The sequence below is a fragment of the Acinetobacter sp. NEB149 genome (genome assembly GCF_012516415.1).
Lineage (GTDB): Bacteria > Pseudomonadota > Gammaproteobacteria > Pseudomonadales > Moraxellaceae > Acinetobacter > Acinetobacter lwoffii_V.
This window is the reverse complement of sequence record NZ_CP051209.1, coordinates 142,230-162,226: the sequence shown is the minus strand read 5'-3', so window position 1 is coordinate 162,226 and position 19,997 is coordinate 142,230. Positions and strand designations below refer to the sequence as shown.

Here is a 19,997-nt window from a genome sequence, read left to right as displayed (position 1 = left end):
CTATTGCTGTGCTGATGAGATACAAAATCAACAGCTTCAACCTCTTCTCCTAAGCCCTGTTTAACTGCATCAATAATCTGTTCTAAGCCTGCTACAGCATCGGTATCGGGTTGTGCAATAAAAGTCAGAGTTTGACCACGACGACATCCCATGGCTAATAATTTGGTTAAACTTTTTGCCGAAACGTAAGCCCCCTCATCTACAGCAACGAGAACATCCCCTGCAAATTTCTTAGTCATATTGACCAAGTGTGTCGCGGGACGCGCATGTAGACCATGAGCATTAGCTAAGACAATACGACGAGATGGCCAATCAGGAATCAGTTCAGCACCAATTAACTGCGCCAACTGGTGACTATCTTGCTCTTGGTTGAGGGTATGAACTTGTTCAGTATCAAACAAAATATCCATTAACCGTTGAAACCGTTGCATATCCAGTTGCTCATTACTGGCAATACACACCAAAGTCTTGAGCATTTCCTGCTGATGGCTTAAAACCTGTTCCGCTTTTACCAAACTTACAGCTGGGCTCAAAACATGCTGGTTAGAAGTGATCGACCAGACCCCCTCCCCTAAATGAATCATGCTGTTTAGATTTAAACCCGACAGAAAACCACACTCCACCATTTTTTGCTGTTTCAGCAACTGTGTTGCGTGCCAAATTAAATCTTCTACATCAAGTGCGGGAACTTGAGTGGCGATTAAATTTTCATGCAATGCCAAAGATGCAGGTTGGGCTTGTAATAATGCAATAATTTGCTCTGCGGATTGAGCCTGTTTCACTTGATCAGCGACATCATTAATTAAAGCCCGCGTCAAAATTTGTAAGACTTGCAAATGCTCATCTGATTTCGCAGCAATCACTACTGCTAAATAAATTTTATTTTCACCGTCCCAAACAACTCCTTCAGGAAAGTGCGCCAGACGAATACCAGTTTTTAAAATATATTGGCGAGACTGAGGCGTCCCATGCGGAATGGCAATTCCTTGCCCTAAATACGTTGCACTTTGTTGTTCGCGCCCGGTCAACCCATGAATATAATCAGGTGTAACCAACTGGTCTTTGACCAAGATATCGACTAGACATTGCAAAGCTTGTGCTTTATCAGTGGCGTGTTGTTTCATTCGAATATGTTGTATATCTAGCGCGAGCATAAAGCGTCCTTGCAAAATAGCATAGTGAAAAGCTATGCCTTTTTACTGGAGAAAAAATAAAAGTCGAATTCTACTCAGGATTTACACAAAAATCTGTATTTTTTGATTTTATCTTCATGATCATCATTACGATTCTTGCGTACCACACCATGGGCACGTGAAAAAGTAGAAAGCTTATATTTGTACGTCTTACGCCAAAAGGCCAAACAGAAACCGTAACCTCAGGCAACACCCCTCTCATCATAAAATTATACCAGTCAGTAAAATACCCTTAGATTAAGCATATGTATGTTGGTTATTATTGTTGATTATCACAATAAATTAGTGACCAAAAATCAAAGTATCCGACCCCACCTTAAATTACGTCACACAAAATAAAAACTCTATATAACTGTTATATATAGAGTTTATTAACGTACCAATTATGTTATTTAGTGTATTTTATGTCGGTGACTCTTGCCAAGGTTGGTTTTTTTCAAAAGGAAGCTTTGTTTACCCAAATTATTCAGATAAAAATCTCTTTTTTCAAAGGAAAGTTGGCAAAGCCTTAGTAATGTGAGTAATTAAATCGCTTACTCTTTCTCTAGCTTGACCAGGCAATCCGATGTAATATCTGCAATGGTTCTTGCACCAGTCAATGTCATTGCCACACGCATTTCTTTCTCAATCAAATCTAGTAAATTACTTACCCCAGAACCGCCGGCAGCACCAAGTGCGTATACAAATGCACGACCAAGCATGCAAATATCTGCACCCATAGCCAACATACGTACCACATCAAGACCGTTACGAATCCCTGAATCTGCTAAAATTTTGATGTCACCTTTGACCGCACTTGCAATTGAAGGAAGCGCACGAGCAGAAGACAAAACACCATCAAGCTGACGACCACCGTGATTGGAGACCACAATTCCATCTGCTCCGAAACGTACCGCATCCTTGGCATCCTCAGGATCTAAAATCCCCTTAATAACCATGGGACCCTCCCAATAATCACGAATCCACTCAAGATCTTTCCAAGAAATTGAAGGGTCAAAGTTATTTCCCAGCCAACCGATATAATCTTCCAGACCTGTCGGCTTACCTAAATATTTCGAAATGTTACCCAAATCATGCGGACGACCCAATAAACCGACATTCCAAGCCCAGTGTGGGTGCATACACGATTGCATATAACGACGTATTGCAGCATTTTTACCACTCATTCCTGAATGTGCATCACGATAACGCGCACCTGGAACAGGCATATCGACTGTGAATACTAAGGTAGAACAGCCTGCGGCTTTAGCACGTTCCAAGGCATTTTTCATAAAACCACGGTCACGTAGTACATACAGTTGAAACCACATCGGACGTTGAATCGCAGGTGCCACTTCTTCAATTGGACAAACTGAAACTGTTGATAAGGTAAATGGAATGCCCTTTTTATCTGCGGCAACCGCGGCTTGAACTTCACCACGACGCGCATACATACCCGTTAGACCTACAGGTGACAATGCCACTGGCAACGCCAAATTTTCACCAAACAATTGCGTTTCTAAGCTCAGCTCAGACATGTCATTTAACACACGTTGACGTAAAGCGATTTTTGATAAATCGTCTACATTACGCTTTAAAGTATATTCCGCATAGGCACCACCATCGATGTATTCAAATAAAAATGGCGGTAAACGACGTTTCGCAGCTTCACGATAGTCATTTGCAGAAGAAATAATCATAACTTATGTCCTATTTAATCGACTCGAACGTTGACGACGAGCTTCTTCTTCATCGATCATACGTACGCGTTGAACAACAAATTCAATATGCCCACAAGCTGCCTTACGTGCAGTCTCTGAGTCTTGACGTTCAATTGCGTCCATCACCTCAAAATGCTGGTCATGCAATTGTTCAAAATGTTGTGGTGTGGTGTAAACTTTACGTCGCCCTAACATCACGTTGTCTTGCAATAAATCAAACAAACTACGCATCATTTGGATCAGCACTAGATTGTGGGATGCTTCTGCAATCGCCAGATGAAAATTCGCATCCGCTATTGCTGCGTGGGCATCATCACCTAAAGCCTGAAAATGGCTAATCTGCTCAAAACATTGACGAATATTGATCAAATCACTGGGTGTGGCACGTTGTGCGGCATACCATGCTGTACCACCTTCAAGCACCATACGAGCTTCTTGTACATCAAAACGATATTCAGGATCCTGATCCATCAAACCGGATAATGGCTCAACGATTTGATACTGTGACCAATGTGCAGGCAACTGCTTTAAATAGGTGCCTGCACCCGCTTTGCTCTGAATAATCCCTGCGGTAATCAGTTGTTGAATCGCCTCACGTAAAGAGCTACGAGACACACCTAACTGTTCACAGAGTTGGCGTTCAGCAGGCAATCGCTCTCCGACTTGCACATTATTTTTTTCAATCAACAGACGTAAACGCTGTACCACTTTGTCGGAGACTTTCATTTTTTTCCTTGACCCGTTTACGGAATCATCCACGGGAAAACATAAGCTTGTAAGGTCACAATAATACCAATCATCACCGTAAAGATAATGCTGTGTTTTACTGTAAATCTAAATAAATCAGATTCTTTACCAACTAAACCCACTGCTGCACAAGCAATCGCGATTGATTGAGGGGAAATCATCTTACCTGTTACTCCACCACTGGTATTGGCAGCAACTAACAAGACTTCAGGCACACCGATTTGCTGTGCTGTAGTTGCTTGTAACGCTGAAAACAATGCGTTAGCTGAAGTATCTGAACCTGTAAGAAACACTCCAACCCAACCCAAGAATGGTGAGAAGAAGGTGAAAGCCTGACCCGTATGTGCCAGTGCTAAAGCAAGCGTTGCTGACAGACCTGAATAGTTTGCAATGAACGCAAAAGCCAGTACCATACCAATCGAATAAATTGGGGTTTTTAGTTCATTCACGGTTTCAAAGAATGTCGAAACTGCCTCTTTAGGTTTCATGTTTAAATAAATAATCGTGATCAATGCCGCCAATATAATCGCCGTACCCGTTGCTGATAACCAATCAAACTTATAAATCGCATCATAATCTTTAATTTCAGGCACGACAGGTGGTAGCTTTTGAATCAATTGATGCAAATACGGCACTTTAATTGAAACTACTAAATCACTTAATGGGCCGTCCTTAACAAATAAATCTTTAAAAGGTTTGATGCTCCAGATCGTCACCATTGCTGTAAGTATCAGAAATGGAGACCAGGCTTTGGCTATCTGTGCCACACTATATTGTTTACGAGCTTGCTTGATAATAGTTTCATCTACCTGTATATTTTTGTCCTCAAAAAGAAAAATATGTTTTGGTTTCCAATACTTAAGTAAGATAGTTAAACTGATTAATGATGCAATTGCAGCAGTGATATCGGGTAACTCAGGCCCAACAAAATTTGATGTTAGATATTGCGCTAAAGAAAAAGATAAGCTGGCAACTAAAATAGCAGGCCAAGTTTCTTTAACCCCACGCCAACCATCCATGATTGCCATGATCCAGATCAATACAATTGGCACCATAAAGGGTAACTGACGACCAACCATTTGACTGATTTCCATGGTGTCAACACCTGAAACCTGCCCAGCGACAATGATCGGAATTCCCATTGCACCAAAAGCAACAGGTGCAGTATTAACTATCAGGCATAGCCCAGCCGCATATAAAGGCTTAAAGCCGAGTCCCACCAACAGTGCCGCAGTAATTGCGACGGGCGCACCAAAACCTGCCGCACCTTCTAAAAACGTACCAAAAGCAAACCCAACTAATAGCATTTGCAGACGTTGATCTTCTGTAATTGACAGAATAGACGAACGAATAACATCAAACTGTCCTGTTTTTACTGAAATCTTATATATAAAAACTGCACCGATAATAATCCATGCAATTGGCCACAGGCCGTAGAAGAATCCATAGACCATTGATGCTAATGCCATTCCAATTGGCATTTTGTATAAAAATAATGAGACCAGAAAGGCTAAAAAAACGGTAATTGTAGCGGCTACACTACCCTTCATGCGAAAAATAGCTAACGCTAAAAAAAAGAAAATAATTGGAACTAGCGCAATAGCACTCGAAATCCAGATATTGCCTATAGGATCATAAATTTGTTGCCACTGTTGAAGCATTGTCTACTCCTTGAAATGCTTAACTACTAGATTGAACAGTTTATTGTACTTAAACACTAAATTGGTATGACCAATTTAGTGTTTAAGAGATAAAATGTGCATTTTGTATTGGCGATATTAGTAATATTAGCCCAAAAACACAATATAAAAGATTTAATTTATTTTTTGGTATGACCAATTTTTATAATCTCTTAAAATTTTATATATTAGATTTCTTTCATAATTCACTTTTTACTCAGCTCAAAATTATAGATTCCCACAATTAAATTAAATCTTAATCCTAGTCTTTTGCCAGGGTTGCGATATCGCTCGGCAAGGATTTTGAAGGTTTTCAAAGTTCCAAATACCTGTTCAATCCCAATTCTTCTTTTATTGATTTCTTGGTTATAAAGTTTTAGCTCGAGATCTGGTTTTTAGTGCTTTTTTGCTTTTAATGGCCATAAACTATTTGGATACAATGTATAAATCCCTTGATAGCCTTTATTTGCAAGAGGCTTTGTTGCACAAACCTACCACTGAAAGCTTCTTGGGGAATATAATTTCTAAATGAAGAGGTCTGCACCCAAGATCTATCGTACAACCAGTTGATCTACCTACAATAAAGCCTTGCTCAGTCAAGGAAATACATCAATTTGGTTTGATTCAGCCATCCAATGGTCGCTCGATTGACTCAACAACTGCCGATGCAAAACTTGGATGAAAATGTACTAGCCCAACAACTTCATTCCACCAATCAAGAGCAGTTGATTGCCTATAAAGTGTCTTTATTTGGCTCTGACGTCAGTGTCGTTCAGCATGTGGTAGCAAAAACCCGAGGTGCACCGAAAGATTTAAGCCACCAAGTAGTTGGCTTTAGTACAAAGCAACAAGGTGAGGCTCAGTTATGTGTTACGTCGTGAGGATATTCAAGTGGTGGTAGCAGAGCGGATGTTCCTACGTGGATAATTGCTCAAAAAGATTTTATAATCGGTATTAATACCAATAATTTTGTCTTTATTGCTATGTATAGACTTAATCGTTTTGATTATTCGTCGAGAGCTTAAAGCCTTAGATGAAGTTTCAACCTTTTAAGTCAGCCAAATTTATCAGTGAATGATGCTACTCACTATTTAAAAACCTTAGATGCCAAAGTAATGCCTTCCAAGGTACAGTCCTTTGCTCAAAACTCTAAGCACTTAATACATAAACTGCATCAAAATCCGGAAAATGAAAAAGTATTTAGTTCATACGCCGCCCATGAATTGCGTAGTCCTTTAACCGCGATCAAAACTCATATTCAGCTTGCACAACTGATGGCAGAACAACAGGCAAGCTCGCCCAAATTGCAACAGAGCTTGCAGCAGGTACACCTTGGTATCCGCCGATGTACCCAGCTACTGGAACAGCTTCTAGCACTTTCATCTACCGATCAAGTACTGAGTGATATCTAGTACAGTATTGAAATTCCACGGCTCCTGACTCAGGTGATTGCCGATTTACAGTCGCTTTATCCGGAAATTGAACCCAGTTTAACAATTGACTGACCGAGCCTGACCCGAGTTGCCCTACCCGATTTTGAACTAGATACCGTCTTTAAAAACCTACTTAACAATGCTCTATTGCATGCACAGGCAAACACCATTTCAATTGCTATGCTGCATGTGTGCTGATCATTCATAATGATAATCAAAGGTTGAAGATATGCATAATTGGGACAGCGTTTCTGGCATAAATCTCCCTAGCAAAATGGGCATGGGCTAGACTTATATTTGATGAAAATGGTGTTAAACAAATATGGCTATCAGATTCAATTTACAGTGGCGCAACCTCAATATTTAAGCATTCACATCAGCCTCGCTGCAAGCGGATCACTTACTTATGAGAAGACAGGGCTAAATTTAAAGCTGGAATATCAACCCATGTCGTATCAGCAAAATCACGCTGCAAATACTGTTTTAAATAAGCAATGGTATCTTCAGCGATCAAGGGATCTTTGGAGTTATCTGCATGATTAAAAGCAATGGCATATAATTGAACCCCGCGGAGTTTTAACAACTCAAGACTCAGTAAGGTATGATTAATACTGCCTAAACGCCCTGAAGTGACGAGAATCACCGGATAATTATGTGTCTGAATATAATCAATAATCAGGAACTCTTCGGTTAAGGGCACCATCAGACCACCGGCACCTTCCAGCAAAATACAGTCGTAGGCCGCAGCCAGCTGTTCGGTAGCCTGATGAATCTGTTCAAAGTTAATGGCTCGCCCATCCAGTCGCGCAGCAAGATGCGGTGAAGCCGGATACGTAAAAATTTCCGGCATGGTCAGTTTTTGCTGGTCTTCCGGTAACAGTCCACAACCCATAATTGCACGATGCTGTTCGATATCTTCTGATATATCGACATTTCCGGTCTGGATCAGCTTTTGGGTTATGGTACGAATGCCCTGCTCATTCCAATTTTTGGCCAGAAAACCAGTAGTAAAGGTTTTACCAATTGCGGTATCAATGCCGCTGACAAAATAAATCTGTGCGCTCATGCTGTCTTCCGTGCAATGACATAAACCGGATGATAGGTCAGTGCATACTGTTTGCTTTCAGGGTCTTGGAATTGTTGATAGCCGGTATAAAAATCCTGTAAGGACGATTTTGTCCACCGAAACCCCTGTGCCGTCGCCTGTACACCAGTGGCTTTGATATGCTGTAACACCTGTTTCGGATGCTCAAAATGCAAGGTCATCTGTTCTTCTGTCTGCAGCAGAATGTCAAAGCCTAAGGATTCAAGCAGTTCACAGACCTCCGCTAAAGGCAGATAATCCAAGCCTTGTCCGGTCAGTGCCTTAATTTCCTTTAAATTATTGTCCGTATAACTGGCAAAACACAGATGCCCAGAGGGATTTAAGGCCTGCGCAATGTTGAGCAACAATGCTTTTAAATCCGAGATCCATTGCAATGCAGAACACGACAGCACCATGTCCAGAGACTGCGGCAGTGGCAAGGTTTCAATATTACCAATCCCCCACAAAAGCCGATCATCTTCCGGGAAATGCTGCTTCACTTCGGCATATAGATCATTTAAAAATAAATGATCAAAGCTGTAATACTGCATAAAAAGCCGGGTAAAAAACCCTGAACCGCAGCCAATTTCCAATACCCGTTGCAAATGTGGTTGTGCTACATGCTGCTGCATGAACTGCATCAACTCTGCCGCTACGGCACTTTGTACCAGCGCATGCTGCTCATAACTGAGATTTGCCTGAGCAAAACGCTGGGCAATCTGTTTGCTGTTCATCGCGGCAAATTCCTCAGCACCTGCAGACATGCGTCCAGCTCATCCGCAGAAATGTTCTGATTCAGGCAGATTCTGAGTCTGGAGGTGTTGGCAGGAACCGTTGGCGGACGTACTGGTAGCACATAAAATCCCTGCTGTTGCATAATTTCAGCCGCCTGAATGGTGCGTTTTGCCTCACCAATCAGTACCGGCACAATTTGCGAGGTTGACGGACAGTGATATCCCAAGTCTTGAATGCCCTGCTGACAGCGTACAGCCAATGCTGCCAAATGTACTCGTCCCGCCTGAAGCTGCTGTACCTTCTGAAAAATAAATCTAGTCCAGGCCATACATAGTGGCGGCTGGGCGGTACTAAAAATTAAAGGTCGCATGCTATTAATCAGATAGTCACGAATCACTGGCGCACAGACCAGATAACCACCAACTGAAGCCAAAGCCTTGCCAAAGGTACCGACCAGGAAATCAATCTGGTCCAATACTTGATACTGTTCTGCGCAGCCCAATCCACGTTCACCGCGCACACCAATTGCATGTGCCTCATCGACATAGAGCATGACTTTTGCAAACTGCTGTTTTAATGCCACCAAAGCAGCTAAATTTGTTTCATCCCCATCCATACTGAAAATTGATTCAGTTACCACAATGATGCGCTGGATAGATTCATCTGACTGATATTTTTCTAAAAACTGAGTCAAATGCTGCAGGTCATTATGGCGGTAACGCACATAGCCAGCTTTAGATAAACGAATCCCGTCGATAATACTGGCATGTACCAGTTTGTCAGCAATGATCATGGTTTTAGCATTACTGAGCGCAGGAAGAATCCCGATATTCATGTGATAACCACTATTAAACAGCAGTACTGAACGTCCAAAAGCCTGTGACATCTGTGCTTCAAGTTGTTCAAAATTGGGAAAGTTTCCCGTCAGTAAACGTGAAGAGCTTGAACTCATATGTCGCTCAGACATGGGCGTGAGGTCAAAAAATTCCTCACGTAGCGTTAAGTTGGATGCCAGACCTAAATAGTCGTTGGATGCCAAATTCAGCATCTCTTGACCATTGAGTTGCAATCGTGGCTGGCTAGAAATATTGGACTTAAACTGGCGATATTGCCCTTGCTGTTTCAAGTCATCTAGCTGCTGCTGGAAATGCTCAAGATGGTTCATGCTACTGCCTCTATCTGCTGAATCATCTCCCGCATATGCTTTAATAAAGTTTCAAGTTGCTGTGTTGAAATTACATATGGCGGCATGACATAGACCAGACGGCCAAAAGGACGAATCCAGACGCCACGGCATACACATTCAGCCTGAAAACGCGCCAAATCAATAGTTTGATGTAGCTCAACCACGCCAATTGCGCCGAGGACACGCACATCTTTGACTTGTGCCAAGGATTTTAAATCCAGTAAATATTGTCCTAGTGTACTTTCAATCTGTTGAATACGCGTCTGCCAGTCTTGAGCCAGTAACAGCTGGGTACTTTTCAATGCGACCGCGCAGGCCAACGGATTAGCCATAAAAGTTGGGCCATGCATAAACACACCCGCTTCACCACTTGAAATCGTCTCTGCTACATGGCGAGTGGTTAAGGTCGCTGACAGGGTCATATAACCACCAGTCAATGCCTTACCGATACACATAATGTCTGGTGTGACCTGAGCGTGTTCATAAGCAAATAGTTTTCCAGTGCGGCCAAAACCGGTGGCAATTTCATCTAAAATCAGCAGTACATCGTACTTTTCACACAACAACTTAGCTTGCTTTAAATATTCTGGATGATAGAAATGCATCCCCCCTGCACCTTGCACAATCGGCTCGATGATCATGGCAGCAATCTGCTGATGCTGCAGTGCCAGTATGCGCTCAAGTGGCTGTATATCTTCGGGTTGCCATGCCCCATCAAAACGGCTTTGAGGTGCCGGAACAAATAAACGGTTCGGCAAACTCGAACCAAAAATTTGATGCATACCAGTTACAGGATCACAAACCGACATGGCATTCCAGGTGTCGCCATGATAGCCAGAGCGTGTGGTAACAAAGTTAGTTTTTTGTGGTTGCTGACGTGCATTCCAATATTGCACAGCCATTTTCAACGCCACCTCAACCGCGACCGAGCCGGAATCGGCAAAGAAAATTTTATCCAGTTCAGGCGCCGTGATCTCGAGTAGCAGTTTAGACACATCAATCGCAGGCTGATGAGTCAAACCACCAAACATGATATGTGACATCGACTCTAATTGTTTTGTTACGGCCTGATTGAGTTCAGAATGATTATAACCGTGAATTGTGCACCACCAGGACGACATGCCATCAATCAGCTCGGTACCATCTTCAAGTTCAATGACTGCACCATGTGCAGCTTTAACTTTGTAACATGGCAAGGGTTGTGTCATGGAGGTATAAGGATGCCAAATATGCTGTTGATCAAAAGCGTCCTGCACAGAATTTACCCCAATTATTAAAACTAAAACTGATCTTAGCGCGTTAAATCTGAAAATGAAACGTCAAGAGCTACCAATCTCTTTTTGCTTAAGCCAGATCGGCTAAAAATTTTAAAATTGGCTCAACGAGTAACTTGGTATCAAAAAGGATGGCATCGTGCGTGCCCTGTATTTTTACCAAATTCAGATTTTGGGTTGTTAAAAACACAGATTCTTGACTAACTTTGTAAGGAACCAACATATCATTCTCGGAAAATATAAATAGCATCTTGACTGAATGATTTTTTAAGATATCCACTAGATTTAATTGCTGCAATAGATAAAGATGCTTAACCTGATAGTTTAAATCAATACTATTTAACTGTTGGTGCAATAATTTTGCACGTTCACGCGCTGCTGCGCCAGCTAAAGTGACCAAGGTACAGAAGCGCTGCATCCCGCGTTTTGGATCAGCCAGTATGGAGGATTTAAATTGTGTATATTGTTCAACTGGCATTGCCTGTGGCCATGCTTCGTTGGCCACGAAACAGGGATTTGACATACAGCAAATCACTGGCTTGGCAATTTTCAGTTGTTGCTGGATTTCATTAGCCAGCAAAAGTGCCAACTGTCCACCCAAAGACCATCCCATCAAGACATCAATAGAACTCGCCTGCCTGACTTTTTCGGCCAAAATACTTTCCACGTTAGGATCAAAAATATCCCATACTTCAACTTGATGCTGCTGCCGTAACTGTTCTACAAACGGGGTTAAGACCGCTGTTCCTAGCCCCCAACCCGTAATCATCAGTATCTTCATTTTGTCTGCTCCAATAAAAAGGGACCAATTCAAGTTGAAATGATCCCTGTTTGTTACACGATTAATTAAGCAGGTTGCATCGCATCTACAGCCAATTCTTTAGCTGTTTTCTTGGCAGCTTCAGCTTTTAAGCCTAATTTAGCAAACAAGACTTTGTCTTTACCTTCACCACTGTTCGGGGCAGTAAGCAATTTATCACCTGAAAATAATGAGTTAGCTCCAGCCATAAATGCCAGTGCCTGATCAGAGTCAGAGAGAGATTCACGACCTGCCGACAAGCGGATATAACTCTTCGGCATAATAATCCGTGCTACCGCAATAGTACGAATCCAGTCAATCACATCCAGTTTTTCAACATCGGCCAGTGGTGTGCCTTCAATAGGAACCAGCATATTTATGGGCACCGAACCCGGGTGAATCGGCATAGTCGCTAGTTCAAATAACAAACCGACTCGGTCTTGTACGCCTTCGCCCAAGCCGACAATACCGCCACTACAGACATTAATTCCGGCATTACGCACATGATCAAGCGTATTTAAGCGGTCATCAAAGCTACGTGTACTGATGACATTGGCATAATATTCACGTGAGGTATCAAGGTTGTGGTTGTAATAATCTAGCCCTGCATCTTTCAGACGTTCCGCCTGTGAGGCATTCAGCATCCCTAGGGTCATACAGGTTTCCATGCCCAGTTTCTTGACTTCCTGCACCAATTCCAGCACATACGGCATATCGCGTTCATGCGGGTTACGCCATGCTGCGCCCATGCAAAAACGGGTCGAACCGGAAGCTTTGGCCTGTTTGGCTTCAGCAATCGCCTTTTGTACTTCTACGCGTTTTTCAATTTCCAGATCAGTATCATAATGTGCAGATTGCGAACAGTATTTACAATCTTCCGGACAACGGCCCGTTTTAATTGAAAGCAGAGTACTGACCTGAACAGTATTCGGTTCAAAGTTTTGGCGATGAATTTGCTGTGCCTGAAACAGTAAATCCATTAAAGGCAAGTCATAAATTTCTTGTATTTCGGCACGTGACCAATCATTACGGATCATCTTGTCTGCATCATCTAAAATTCCATTGAGTAAATCATACGCTGTTTTTTTTATTTTTCTTTAGCGTTACCTGAGTTCGACATAAAAAATAAATAAAAAAAAGCCTTAGCATCTGTAATATCTTGGTTACGAAGACAAAACATTTCAGAGCAAGGCTTTTTCATGGACTATATTACCGAATTATTTTGTATCTTGGATGATTTCTGCAAAAAGTTTAATGAATCTTTAGAGAAAGCTCTAATTTCTGATCAAAAAACAACAATGAAAAAGTCAGCTTTAAGCTTGTCTGAAGTCATGACCATTGTCATTTTATTTCATAAATCCGGGTTTAGATTTTTCAAATATTTTTATTGTCATATGATCATCCCATTTTGGAAATCAGCTTTTCCCAAGCTTCTTAGTTACAATCGTTTTATTGAAATTATGCCGCGTTGTTTGCAAGCTTTGAGTAGTTTCTTCCATCAAGTTAAAGGAGAAGATACCGGAATTTGTATTATTGATTCGACTAAATTGGTCGTTTGCCATAATCTTAGAATTAAAAGACATCGTGTATTTAAAGGCTTAGCTGGTCGTGGTAAAAGTAGCACAGGTTGGTTTTATGGATTTAAAGTCCATATTGTTATCAACAACTTGGGTGAAATTATTAATCTCAAGATTACATCGGGAAGTGTTCATGATGTTGCTGTACTTGAATCTTTAACCCAAGAGTTAAAAGGTATTTTACTGGGCGATAAAGGCTATCTGAGTAAAGCAAAAACTGAAGCTTTAGCAGCAAGGGGGCTCAGACTATTAACCCCGTCACGCAAGAATATGAAAAATAAACCCATCCAAACTGAAGAAGAAAAACAATTGCTTTGCAGAAGAGGATTGATCGAAACAGTGAATGATCAGTTAAAAAACTTACATCAAATTGACCATTCACGTCATCGTTCGGTGAATAACTTTATGGTGAATATTATGGCTGCTATAGTGGCTTATTGCTTAAATCCAAATAAGCCAACTTTCCAAAACTTGCTAAAAAGCTAAAATATTTCATCGAACTCAGGTTAGCGTTTTCTTTCATATTCATTGCCTGCTTAAAATAGCTTTAGTGTATCAAGCTATTTTGAAAGCTTATTTAACTCGAATCCTGCTTAAGCCGATGATTCCTTAATTTGAATTGTTGGCTTATTTCGATGGGTTAATTGATATGCACATAGTGAGGCGTAAATTCCACTCAGAAATCCATGAAGACTACGTGCTTTACTCGTCACTAAATTGTATTGCCCCTTCAATAAGCTGAATAATGTTTCTATTTTATTGCGTTGTCTTAGGTGATATTCATCTGATGCACAAAGTTGAATAGCCTGCATATTCTTTCGATGATAAATAATTAAATCAATACCTTGATGTTTCAATCTAATTTTTAATTCTTGGCTGATGTAACCTCGATCCCCGTAAAGTTTTGCTTCTACACCAGCAACCAATTGCTCAACCATTTTTATGTCAGCAACATGTCCATTCGATAAAGCAGAACAACTAATTTCACCAAATTGGTTCATCACGATATGTAATTTACAGCCATAAAACCAGCCCATTGAGCTTCTACCACGTGATGCAATTTGGACTAATGATTTATGATGCTGAATACGTTGATTTTTACAAACTGGCAGAGTTGTTGAATCAATCCATAAATATTGTGTACCTTGGCCTTTCATCAGTGCCACATGTAAAGCGTGTAGAGCTAATTCATGCATATTGATCAGATGAATCATCCTTTGATAGCAAGGCAAGTACTTAAATAAATGGCTTTTATCTTCTTTTAACCAGCTGAAAAAGGCTTTGAAATTATTGAAATGAGAGCATTTGTACCAAATGGCAATAAAGCAGATTTCTGAAATTGTAAGTTGAGCAGTTCTGATTCTTAAGGAACCACGGTTTTGTTTGAGAAACTCCCAATAAGTTGATTCAAATTTAAGAAAAAAATCATCAATTACGCAGAATAATTCGGTACTATTGAACATCAGGACGAGAGTTGTGAGTTTGGTGTGGTAACTCAACTGATGGCTCTAGTCCTCTTATTTTTCAAGTCAATTTCTTATCCGCGATTCGGGTTAATTAAGGATGCATAAGCTTCCTTTTTTATAGACAAATGTACAAGAAACAATACTATAACTTTACACTAGTTCTATCTGCATACCTTTGATTTATACTAGCCGGATAACATCACCGGCTTTAAATCAGTTTAGCGACTTTATGAACTTAAAGAAAAATAAAAGACAGCTTGTCTGGGGTTTAAATCTGCTTGCATCGATGATGTATGGCAGCTTTACTTATGCGCAGAGCATCAGCTTTCATGACGCTGAACGTCAGTTGTTGCAAAACTCTTATAGCAGCCAAGCCTATCAAAGTCTGGAGCAGGCTTCAAAACTTGAAGCTGAAGCAGTGAAAGGTATAGGTCTGCCACGAGTCGACCTGAATGTTCGTGCGTATGCCTTTCATAATGAACTCGATCTGCCTTTGGGTGCATTAAAAAATAATTTAGAGCAATCCTTAACGGATGGTGTCAATAATAGAATTGATGAACTGAACTTAGGGGGTCTGGCTGACCCACTAAAAAATAGTTTAAGACAACCTATTCAAAATGGGGTGGGCTTAATTCCTGATAGTTCGCATGTCGTGCTGGATGATCAGGTGATTCGCCCAACGGTTTCAGTTATGATGCCGCTTTATACCGGTGGACTGACAAGCAGCGCCAAAGAAATCGCCAATATTCAAGTAGGTCGTAGTCAGCTCAGCAACAAACAGCAGCAAGATACGCAGCGTTTTGAACTGATTCAAAGTTATTTCAATGTCCAGCTCCAAAAGCAACTGCATGCAGCAGCACTGTTTAACTTGAATGCCATGCAGCAGCATTATCGCAACGCCTTAAAGATGGAACAGCAAGGTTTTATCAGTAAAGGCCAGCGCATGCAATTTGAAGTGGCACGTAATAATGCCGAACGCAGCCAGCAAAACACACAAGCCAATTTGAATGCTGCGCTGTTCCAGCTGAATAATCTGCTTCAGGAAAGTAGCATCACCGAACTTTCGACGCCTTTATTTGTCAATAAAACCGAGCCACAGGCCTTAAATCATCTGCTAAAAACTTTTAGTCAGAACTCTGCGTTGATTCAAAAAATGCAGCTGGATACCCAATTGGCCCAAGCCAATGTCAAAGCCCAGCAAGCGGCAAAAAAACCGAATGTTTTTGCTTTTGGTGAATATAGTCTGGATCAAAATGAAAACTGGATTGTCGGGATTGCCGCACGCTATAACCTGTTTTCCGGGATCGATAAAAACAAAAATATTCAGGCTGCCGAACTCAAACGCTCTGCCACAGAACTTCTCACTGCACGCACCCAGCAGGAAATTGAAAATCTGATTTATAAATCTTATAGCGAAGCACTCAGTGCACAGCAAAGTGATGCGCTTCTGGCACAAAACTTGAAAGCCGCACAGGAAAATTTACGCATCCAAGAATTGTCCTTTAAAGAAGATATGGGCACCGCCACACAGGTCATCGATGCACAAAATATGCTGAGCGGACTACGAGCCGAAACTGCCTTGAATGCTTACAAATATGTGATGTCACTGGCCACACTATTACAAAGCCATGGCTCGATTGCAGAATTTCCGAACTACATCCAACATACCAACACTCACTATATTCGCTAATGGAGCCGAACATGAACGAAGATCAAAAATCCAATGATCCTGTGAATGAAGCGGCTTCATCCAGCGATACAGAAAAATCTCCTGTGCAACAGGTAGAAACTAAAACTGAAATAGAAAACAACGCGACGACTTCGACCGAGCAACAACAAGCTCCTGAAATCGCTAAAAAGAAAAAATATTTATTGCTCGCCCTGATTCCAGTTCTGCTGGCAGTCATCGCTTTTGGATTGTGGAAAAGCTACCAACCGGCTCCGCTTGAATTGCAGGGTCGTGTAGAAGCTGAAACAGTTCAGGTGGCGACCAAAGTGCCAAGCCGTATTGAAGAAATTTATGTAGAAGAAGGTCAGCGGGTCAAAAAAGGCGATGTGCTGGTGCGCTTAAACAGCCCGGAAATTCAGGCCAAAAAACAGCAAGCCGCAGCGGCTTTACAATCTGCGCTGGCCTTACAATCGACTGCTGAACGTGGCTCGCAAGAAGAAAATATCGCGAGCCTGTATGCCAACTGGCAATCGCTGAAAGCACAGCAAAATTTAGCCAAAGTTTCTTATGAGCGTGGTGCAAATTTATTTAAGGAAGGTGTGATTTCACGCCAGCGCCGTGATGAATTGTATGCAGCCAGTCAATCAGCGGCACAAATGACAGAAGCAGCGTATCAGCAATACGCACGTGCCAAACGTGGCAGCACCTCGCAGCAAAAGAGTTCTGCCGATGCACAAGTAGATATTGCCCAGGCTGCGCTGGATGAAGCCAATGCATTAGAGGCAGAAACCCAATTAGTAGCACCTGTAAACGGAACGGTGTCTAAAACCTATGGCAAAGTCTCGGAGCTGGTAGCCACCGCAGTCCCTGTGGTCAGCCTGATTGAAGACAAGATGTGGGTGAGCCTGAATATTCGTGAAGACCAATATGCCCCATTTCAGAAAATGAGCAGTATTGAAGGTTATATTCCCGCCCTAGATAAAACCGCCACTTTTCAAATTAGACAGATCAGTGCTGAAGGTGAATTTGCCACCATTAAGACCACACGTCAAACCGGCGGTTATGATGTGCGCAGTTTTAAGCTGCATCTTGTGCCCACACCAGTGATTCCTGAACTCAAAGTCGGGATGAGCGTGTTATTTAAACTGAAAGAGACCCGATAATGTGGACGGGTATATGGCGCGAACTGCGCTATCTGCTCCGAGAAAAATGGGATCTGTGTCTGGTCACGCTCGCACCTGCACTGGTGATTATTTTATTCAGCAGCATGTTTGCTCAAGGGAAACCGGATCATTTACCGATTGCGATTATTGATCAAGATCAGAGTGCGCTGAGTCAAAGCATTTATCAGCATGTGGCGCTGAATCATACTCTTAAAATTGCTACGGTGTCGGAACAAACAGCTGAAATTGAGCGCCTGCTAAATCAAAATAAAATTTGGGGTTATATCCATATTCCAAGCGGTGCCGAGCAACGTCTGGTTCGTGCCCGGGATGCTGACATCAGTATTGCCTTTAACCAGAGTTATTTCAGTATCGGGAATACCATCTCCTCTGCCATGCTGGTCAGTACCCTACAAGCACTCGCTGAATTTGGCGGACAGCAATATCTGGGCAACCGGCTGCCTTCTCTCGAAGCACCGTCGCCGCATATCAAAATATCGCCGCTGTATAATCCACAACTGAATTATGAATTCTATCTGGAACCCTATGTCATTCCGGCAATTCTGCATTTACTGCTGTGTTGTTGTGTGGCATTTTCCGTCGGTCAGGAACTGAAGCGACAGACCTTAACAAGCTGGCTCAGCAACTCATCCATCTGGATGGCATTGCTGTCTAAGAACCTGGTCTATGTGGCTATTTTTAGTGTGTGGACCTGGGTCTGGATGTTCTGGCTGATTGAAATTCGCGGCTGGTTTGTTGCCGGCTCGCTCGCCCTGATTCTATCGGCACAATTTCTGCTATATAGCGCCTATGCATTTTTAAGCAGTGCAGTGGTTCTGGCGACCAAAGATTTAAGTAAATCTTTCGGCCTCATTGCGGTCTATGGGGGTTCATCTTTGAGCTTTGCCGGTGTGACCCTACCTTTAAATAATGCGCCCCTGTTCACCCAGTTTTGGGCCAATATTATTCCGTTTACGCCCTATGCCAAATTACAAACTGAACAATGGGTGATTGGTAGTCCATTGCATATTTCACTGCAAGCTGGATTAATGCTGCTGGTCTATGCTTTGGTTTATGCTCTGCTGGCTTATCTGTTTCTTAAAAAAATAGCCAAAGGAGCAGTCCAATGAAATCCCTTTGGTTTTACTATCTACAAAGCTTCAAAGATATTGTCAGTCACGGTACGATCTTTACCACGCTGATTCTATCCGTCTTGTTTTACAGCTTTTTTTATCCAACCGCTTATCAGGCACAGCAGGCTGAAGCCTTACCGATTATTATTGTCGATGAAGAACAAAGTAGCTTAAGTACCCGCATTATTGGTCAGGTGGCACAAAGCCCCAATGTGGAAATTGAGGCGATTACCGGCAATTTTGCCGAAGCCAAACAATGGGTGGAGTCACAAAAAGCCGATGGTATTTTGTTACTACCGGACAATTTATCGCAAAGCTTAAGGCATGGTGAAACAGGTGGCATTGGACTGTATTTAAGCACAGCCAACTTTTTAGTAACCAAACAAATTGGTCTGGGCTTAGCTACATCAGTTGAGCAAACTTTGGCAGATTATACTGAACGCTTTGGTCAGGTCTCGGATTTTTCACCGGCCCTTTCTGTACATCAAATTCCTTTATTTAATCCACTGTCCGGCTATGGCAGTTATGTCTTTCCTGCGGTTGCACCTTTAATTATCCACCAAACCATTCTTTTGGGTTTGAGTATGCTGATTTTGGTATATCGGGAAAGAAAAGTAGAATTAAACGCAAATGCATTGATTGGGATGTGTTTAGCGGTCTTTACTATTGGCTGTCTGGGATGTTTCTATTTATTCGGTTTTAGCTTCTGGCTATTTGATTATCCACGTGGTGGCAACCTGCTCGGGATGCTACTGGCTGTTCCGGTTTTTATCTACACGATAATTGGCATGACCTGCCTATTCGCCAGTTTTCTGGATCTGCCGGAACGTGCGGGGCATGTCATTGTATTCACTTCTATTCCACTGTTCTTTTTATCTGGTGCGGCCTGGCCGCATGCTGCCATGCCCACCTGGATGCAAGTCGTTGGCGAAATCCTGCCCTCTACCCAAATTGTGCAGACGTTTATTCAACTCAATCAGATGGGTGTGCCTACAACACTGATCTTGCCTAAACTGCTCTATCTTGGAATGATCGGTAGCTTGTGCTTTTTTTTGGCTTATCGACGTTTAATTTCAAACTGTGGAACTTTCTAGCTAGATGTTTAGTCCCAGATTTTAATGGTGCAACATTCTTAGAGAAATGAAAGGAAGCACTATGG

General features: G+C 42.0%; 18 protein-coding genes and 2 pseudogenes. 8 read left to right on the top strand and 12 right to left on the bottom strand.

The window, feature by feature from the left end; all coding sequences use genetic code 11:
- Window positions 1-25 precede the first annotated feature (25 nt).
- Window positions 26-1,154, bottom strand: a pseudogene (gene fruB / locus HGD77_RS17290) (fused PTS fructose transporter subunit IIA/HPr protein); the annotation flags it as partial.
- 120 nt (window positions 1,155-1,274) lie between these two features.
- Between fruB and HGD77_RS16305 the strand changes: the two are divergent.
- Window positions 1,275-1,373 (top strand): annotated as a pseudogene (locus tag HGD77_RS16305) (VF530 family DNA-binding protein); the annotation flags it as partial.
- Window positions 1,374-1,726: 353 nt separating this feature from the next.
- On the opposite strand, the gene lldD reads toward HGD77_RS16305, so the two are convergent.
- The 4 genes from lldD to HGD77_RS17105 all read right to left on the bottom strand — a co-directional run bounded on the left by lldD (window position 1,727) and on the right by HGD77_RS17105 (window position 5,678).
- Entirely contained in the window at window positions 1,727-2,872 is a 1,146-nt protein-coding gene (lldD, locus tag HGD77_RS16300) for an FMN-dependent L-lactate dehydrogenase LldD (protein WP_004282143.1), read from the bottom strand.
- 3 nt (window positions 2,873-2,875) lie between these two features.
- Window positions 2,876-3,619 carry a transcriptional regulator LldR gene (lldR, locus tag HGD77_RS16295; protein WP_004282146.1) on the bottom strand — a complete coding sequence of 248 codons (744 nt, stop codon included), beginning with the start codon at window positions 3,617-3,619 and terminating at the stop codon, window positions 2,876-2,878.
- A gap of 17 nt (window positions 3,620-3,636) precedes the next feature.
- A complete protein-coding gene (lldP, locus tag HGD77_RS16290; RefSeq protein ID WP_004282148.1) occupies window positions 3,637-5,301 on the bottom strand; it encodes an L-lactate permease in 1,665 nt (554 codons plus the stop codon).
- 224 nt (window positions 5,302-5,525) lie between these two features.
- Window positions 5,526-5,678, bottom strand: a complete 153-nt coding sequence (locus HGD77_RS17105; protein WP_370940781.1) for a hypothetical protein — start codon at window positions 5,676-5,678, stop codon at window positions 5,526-5,528.
- Between the two features lie 288 nt (window positions 5,679-5,966).
- Between HGD77_RS17105 and HGD77_RS16285 the strand changes: the two genes are divergently transcribed.
- Window positions 5,967-6,200, top strand: a complete 234-nt coding sequence (locus HGD77_RS16285; RefSeq protein WP_225554309.1) for a hypothetical protein — start codon at window positions 5,967-5,969, stop codon at window positions 6,198-6,200.
- A 189-nt stretch (window positions 6,201-6,389) separates the two neighbouring features.
- Window positions 6,390-6,731: a histidine kinase dimerization/phospho-acceptor domain-containing protein gene (locus HGD77_RS16280; protein WP_004282152.1), complete on the top strand. Its 342-nt coding sequence runs from the start codon at window positions 6,390-6,392 to the stop codon at window positions 6,729-6,731.
- A 421-nt stretch (window positions 6,732-7,152) separates the two neighbouring features.
- Here HGD77_RS16280 and bioD read toward each other — a convergent pair whose 3' ends face one another.
- The 6 genes from bioD to bioB form a co-directional block, all read right to left on the bottom strand.
- A complete protein-coding gene (gene bioD, locus HGD77_RS16275) occupies window positions 7,153-7,818 on the bottom strand; it encodes a dethiobiotin synthase (RefSeq protein ID WP_005265646.1) in 666 nt (221 codons plus the stop codon).
- Entirely contained in the window at window positions 7,815-8,600 is a 786-nt protein-coding gene (gene bioC, locus HGD77_RS16270; protein WP_004282156.1) for a malonyl-ACP O-methyltransferase BioC, read from the bottom strand. Before bioC ends, bioD begins: the two co-directional genes overlap by 4 nt.
- Window positions 8,567-9,736 (bottom strand): 8-amino-7-oxononanoate synthase, encoded by a 1,170-nt coding sequence (locus HGD77_RS16265; protein WP_004282158.1) that lies wholly within the window; start codon window positions 9,734-9,736, stop codon window positions 8,567-8,569. Before HGD77_RS16265 ends, bioC begins: the two co-directional genes overlap by 34 nt.
- A complete protein-coding gene (gene bioA, locus HGD77_RS16260) occupies window positions 9,733-11,013 on the bottom strand; it encodes an adenosylmethionine--8-amino-7-oxononanoate transaminase (protein ID WP_004282160.1) in 1,281 nt (426 codons plus the stop codon). The genes HGD77_RS16265 and bioA overlap by 4 nt, the downstream gene beginning before the upstream one ends.
- A gap of 88 nt (window positions 11,014-11,101) precedes the next feature.
- On the bottom strand, window positions 11,102-11,812 hold the full coding sequence (locus HGD77_RS16255; protein ID WP_004282161.1) for an alpha/beta hydrolase: 711 nt from the start codon (window positions 11,810-11,812) through the stop codon (window positions 11,102-11,104).
- Window positions 11,813-11,877: 65 nt separating this feature from the next.
- Window positions 11,878-12,867: a biotin synthase BioB gene (gene bioB / locus HGD77_RS16250; protein WP_004733127.1), complete on the bottom strand. Its 990-nt coding sequence runs from the start codon at window positions 12,865-12,867 to the stop codon at window positions 11,878-11,880.
- A gap of 162 nt (window positions 12,868-13,029) precedes the next feature.
- Here bioB and HGD77_RS16245 point away from each other — a divergent pair, with 162 nt between their 5' ends.
- Complete coding sequence (locus HGD77_RS16245) at window positions 13,030-13,893, top strand: IS982 family transposase (RefSeq protein WP_004729973.1); 864 nt, start codon at window positions 13,030-13,032, stop codon at window positions 13,891-13,893.
- Between the two features lie 107 nt (window positions 13,894-14,000).
- Here HGD77_RS16245 and HGD77_RS16240 read toward each other — a convergent pair whose 3' ends face one another.
- Window positions 14,001-14,870 (bottom strand): IS982 family transposase, encoded by an 870-nt coding sequence (locus HGD77_RS16240; RefSeq protein ID WP_005264376.1) that lies wholly within the window; start codon window positions 14,868-14,870, stop codon window positions 14,001-14,003.
- Between the two features lie 232 nt (window positions 14,871-15,102).
- Here HGD77_RS16240 and HGD77_RS16235 point away from each other — a divergent pair, with 232 nt between their 5' ends.
- From HGD77_RS16235 to HGD77_RS16220, 4 genes are read left to right on the top strand one after another with little or no spacing between them, the layout of a single operon-like run.
- Window positions 15,103-16,563 carry a TolC family protein gene (locus tag HGD77_RS16235; RefSeq protein ID WP_005100750.1) on the top strand — a complete coding sequence of 487 codons (1,461 nt, stop codon included), beginning with the start codon at window positions 15,103-15,105 and terminating at the stop codon, window positions 16,561-16,563.
- A gap of 11 nt (window positions 16,564-16,574) precedes the next feature.
- A complete protein-coding gene (locus HGD77_RS16230) occupies window positions 16,575-17,705 on the top strand; it encodes an HlyD family secretion protein (protein ID WP_005100753.1) in 1,131 nt (376 codons plus the stop codon).
- Window positions 17,705-18,835: an ABC transporter permease gene (locus HGD77_RS16225; RefSeq protein ID WP_005100756.1), complete on the top strand. Its 1,131-nt coding sequence runs from the start codon at window positions 17,705-17,707 to the stop codon at window positions 18,833-18,835. Before HGD77_RS16230 ends, HGD77_RS16225 begins: the two co-directional genes overlap by 1 nt.
- Window positions 18,832-19,932, top strand: a complete 1,101-nt coding sequence (locus tag HGD77_RS16220; RefSeq protein ID WP_085064641.1) for an ABC transporter permease — start codon at window positions 18,832-18,834, stop codon at window positions 19,930-19,932. The genes HGD77_RS16225 and HGD77_RS16220 overlap by 4 nt, the downstream gene beginning before the upstream one ends.
- Window positions 19,933-19,997: the final 65 nt, after the last annotated feature.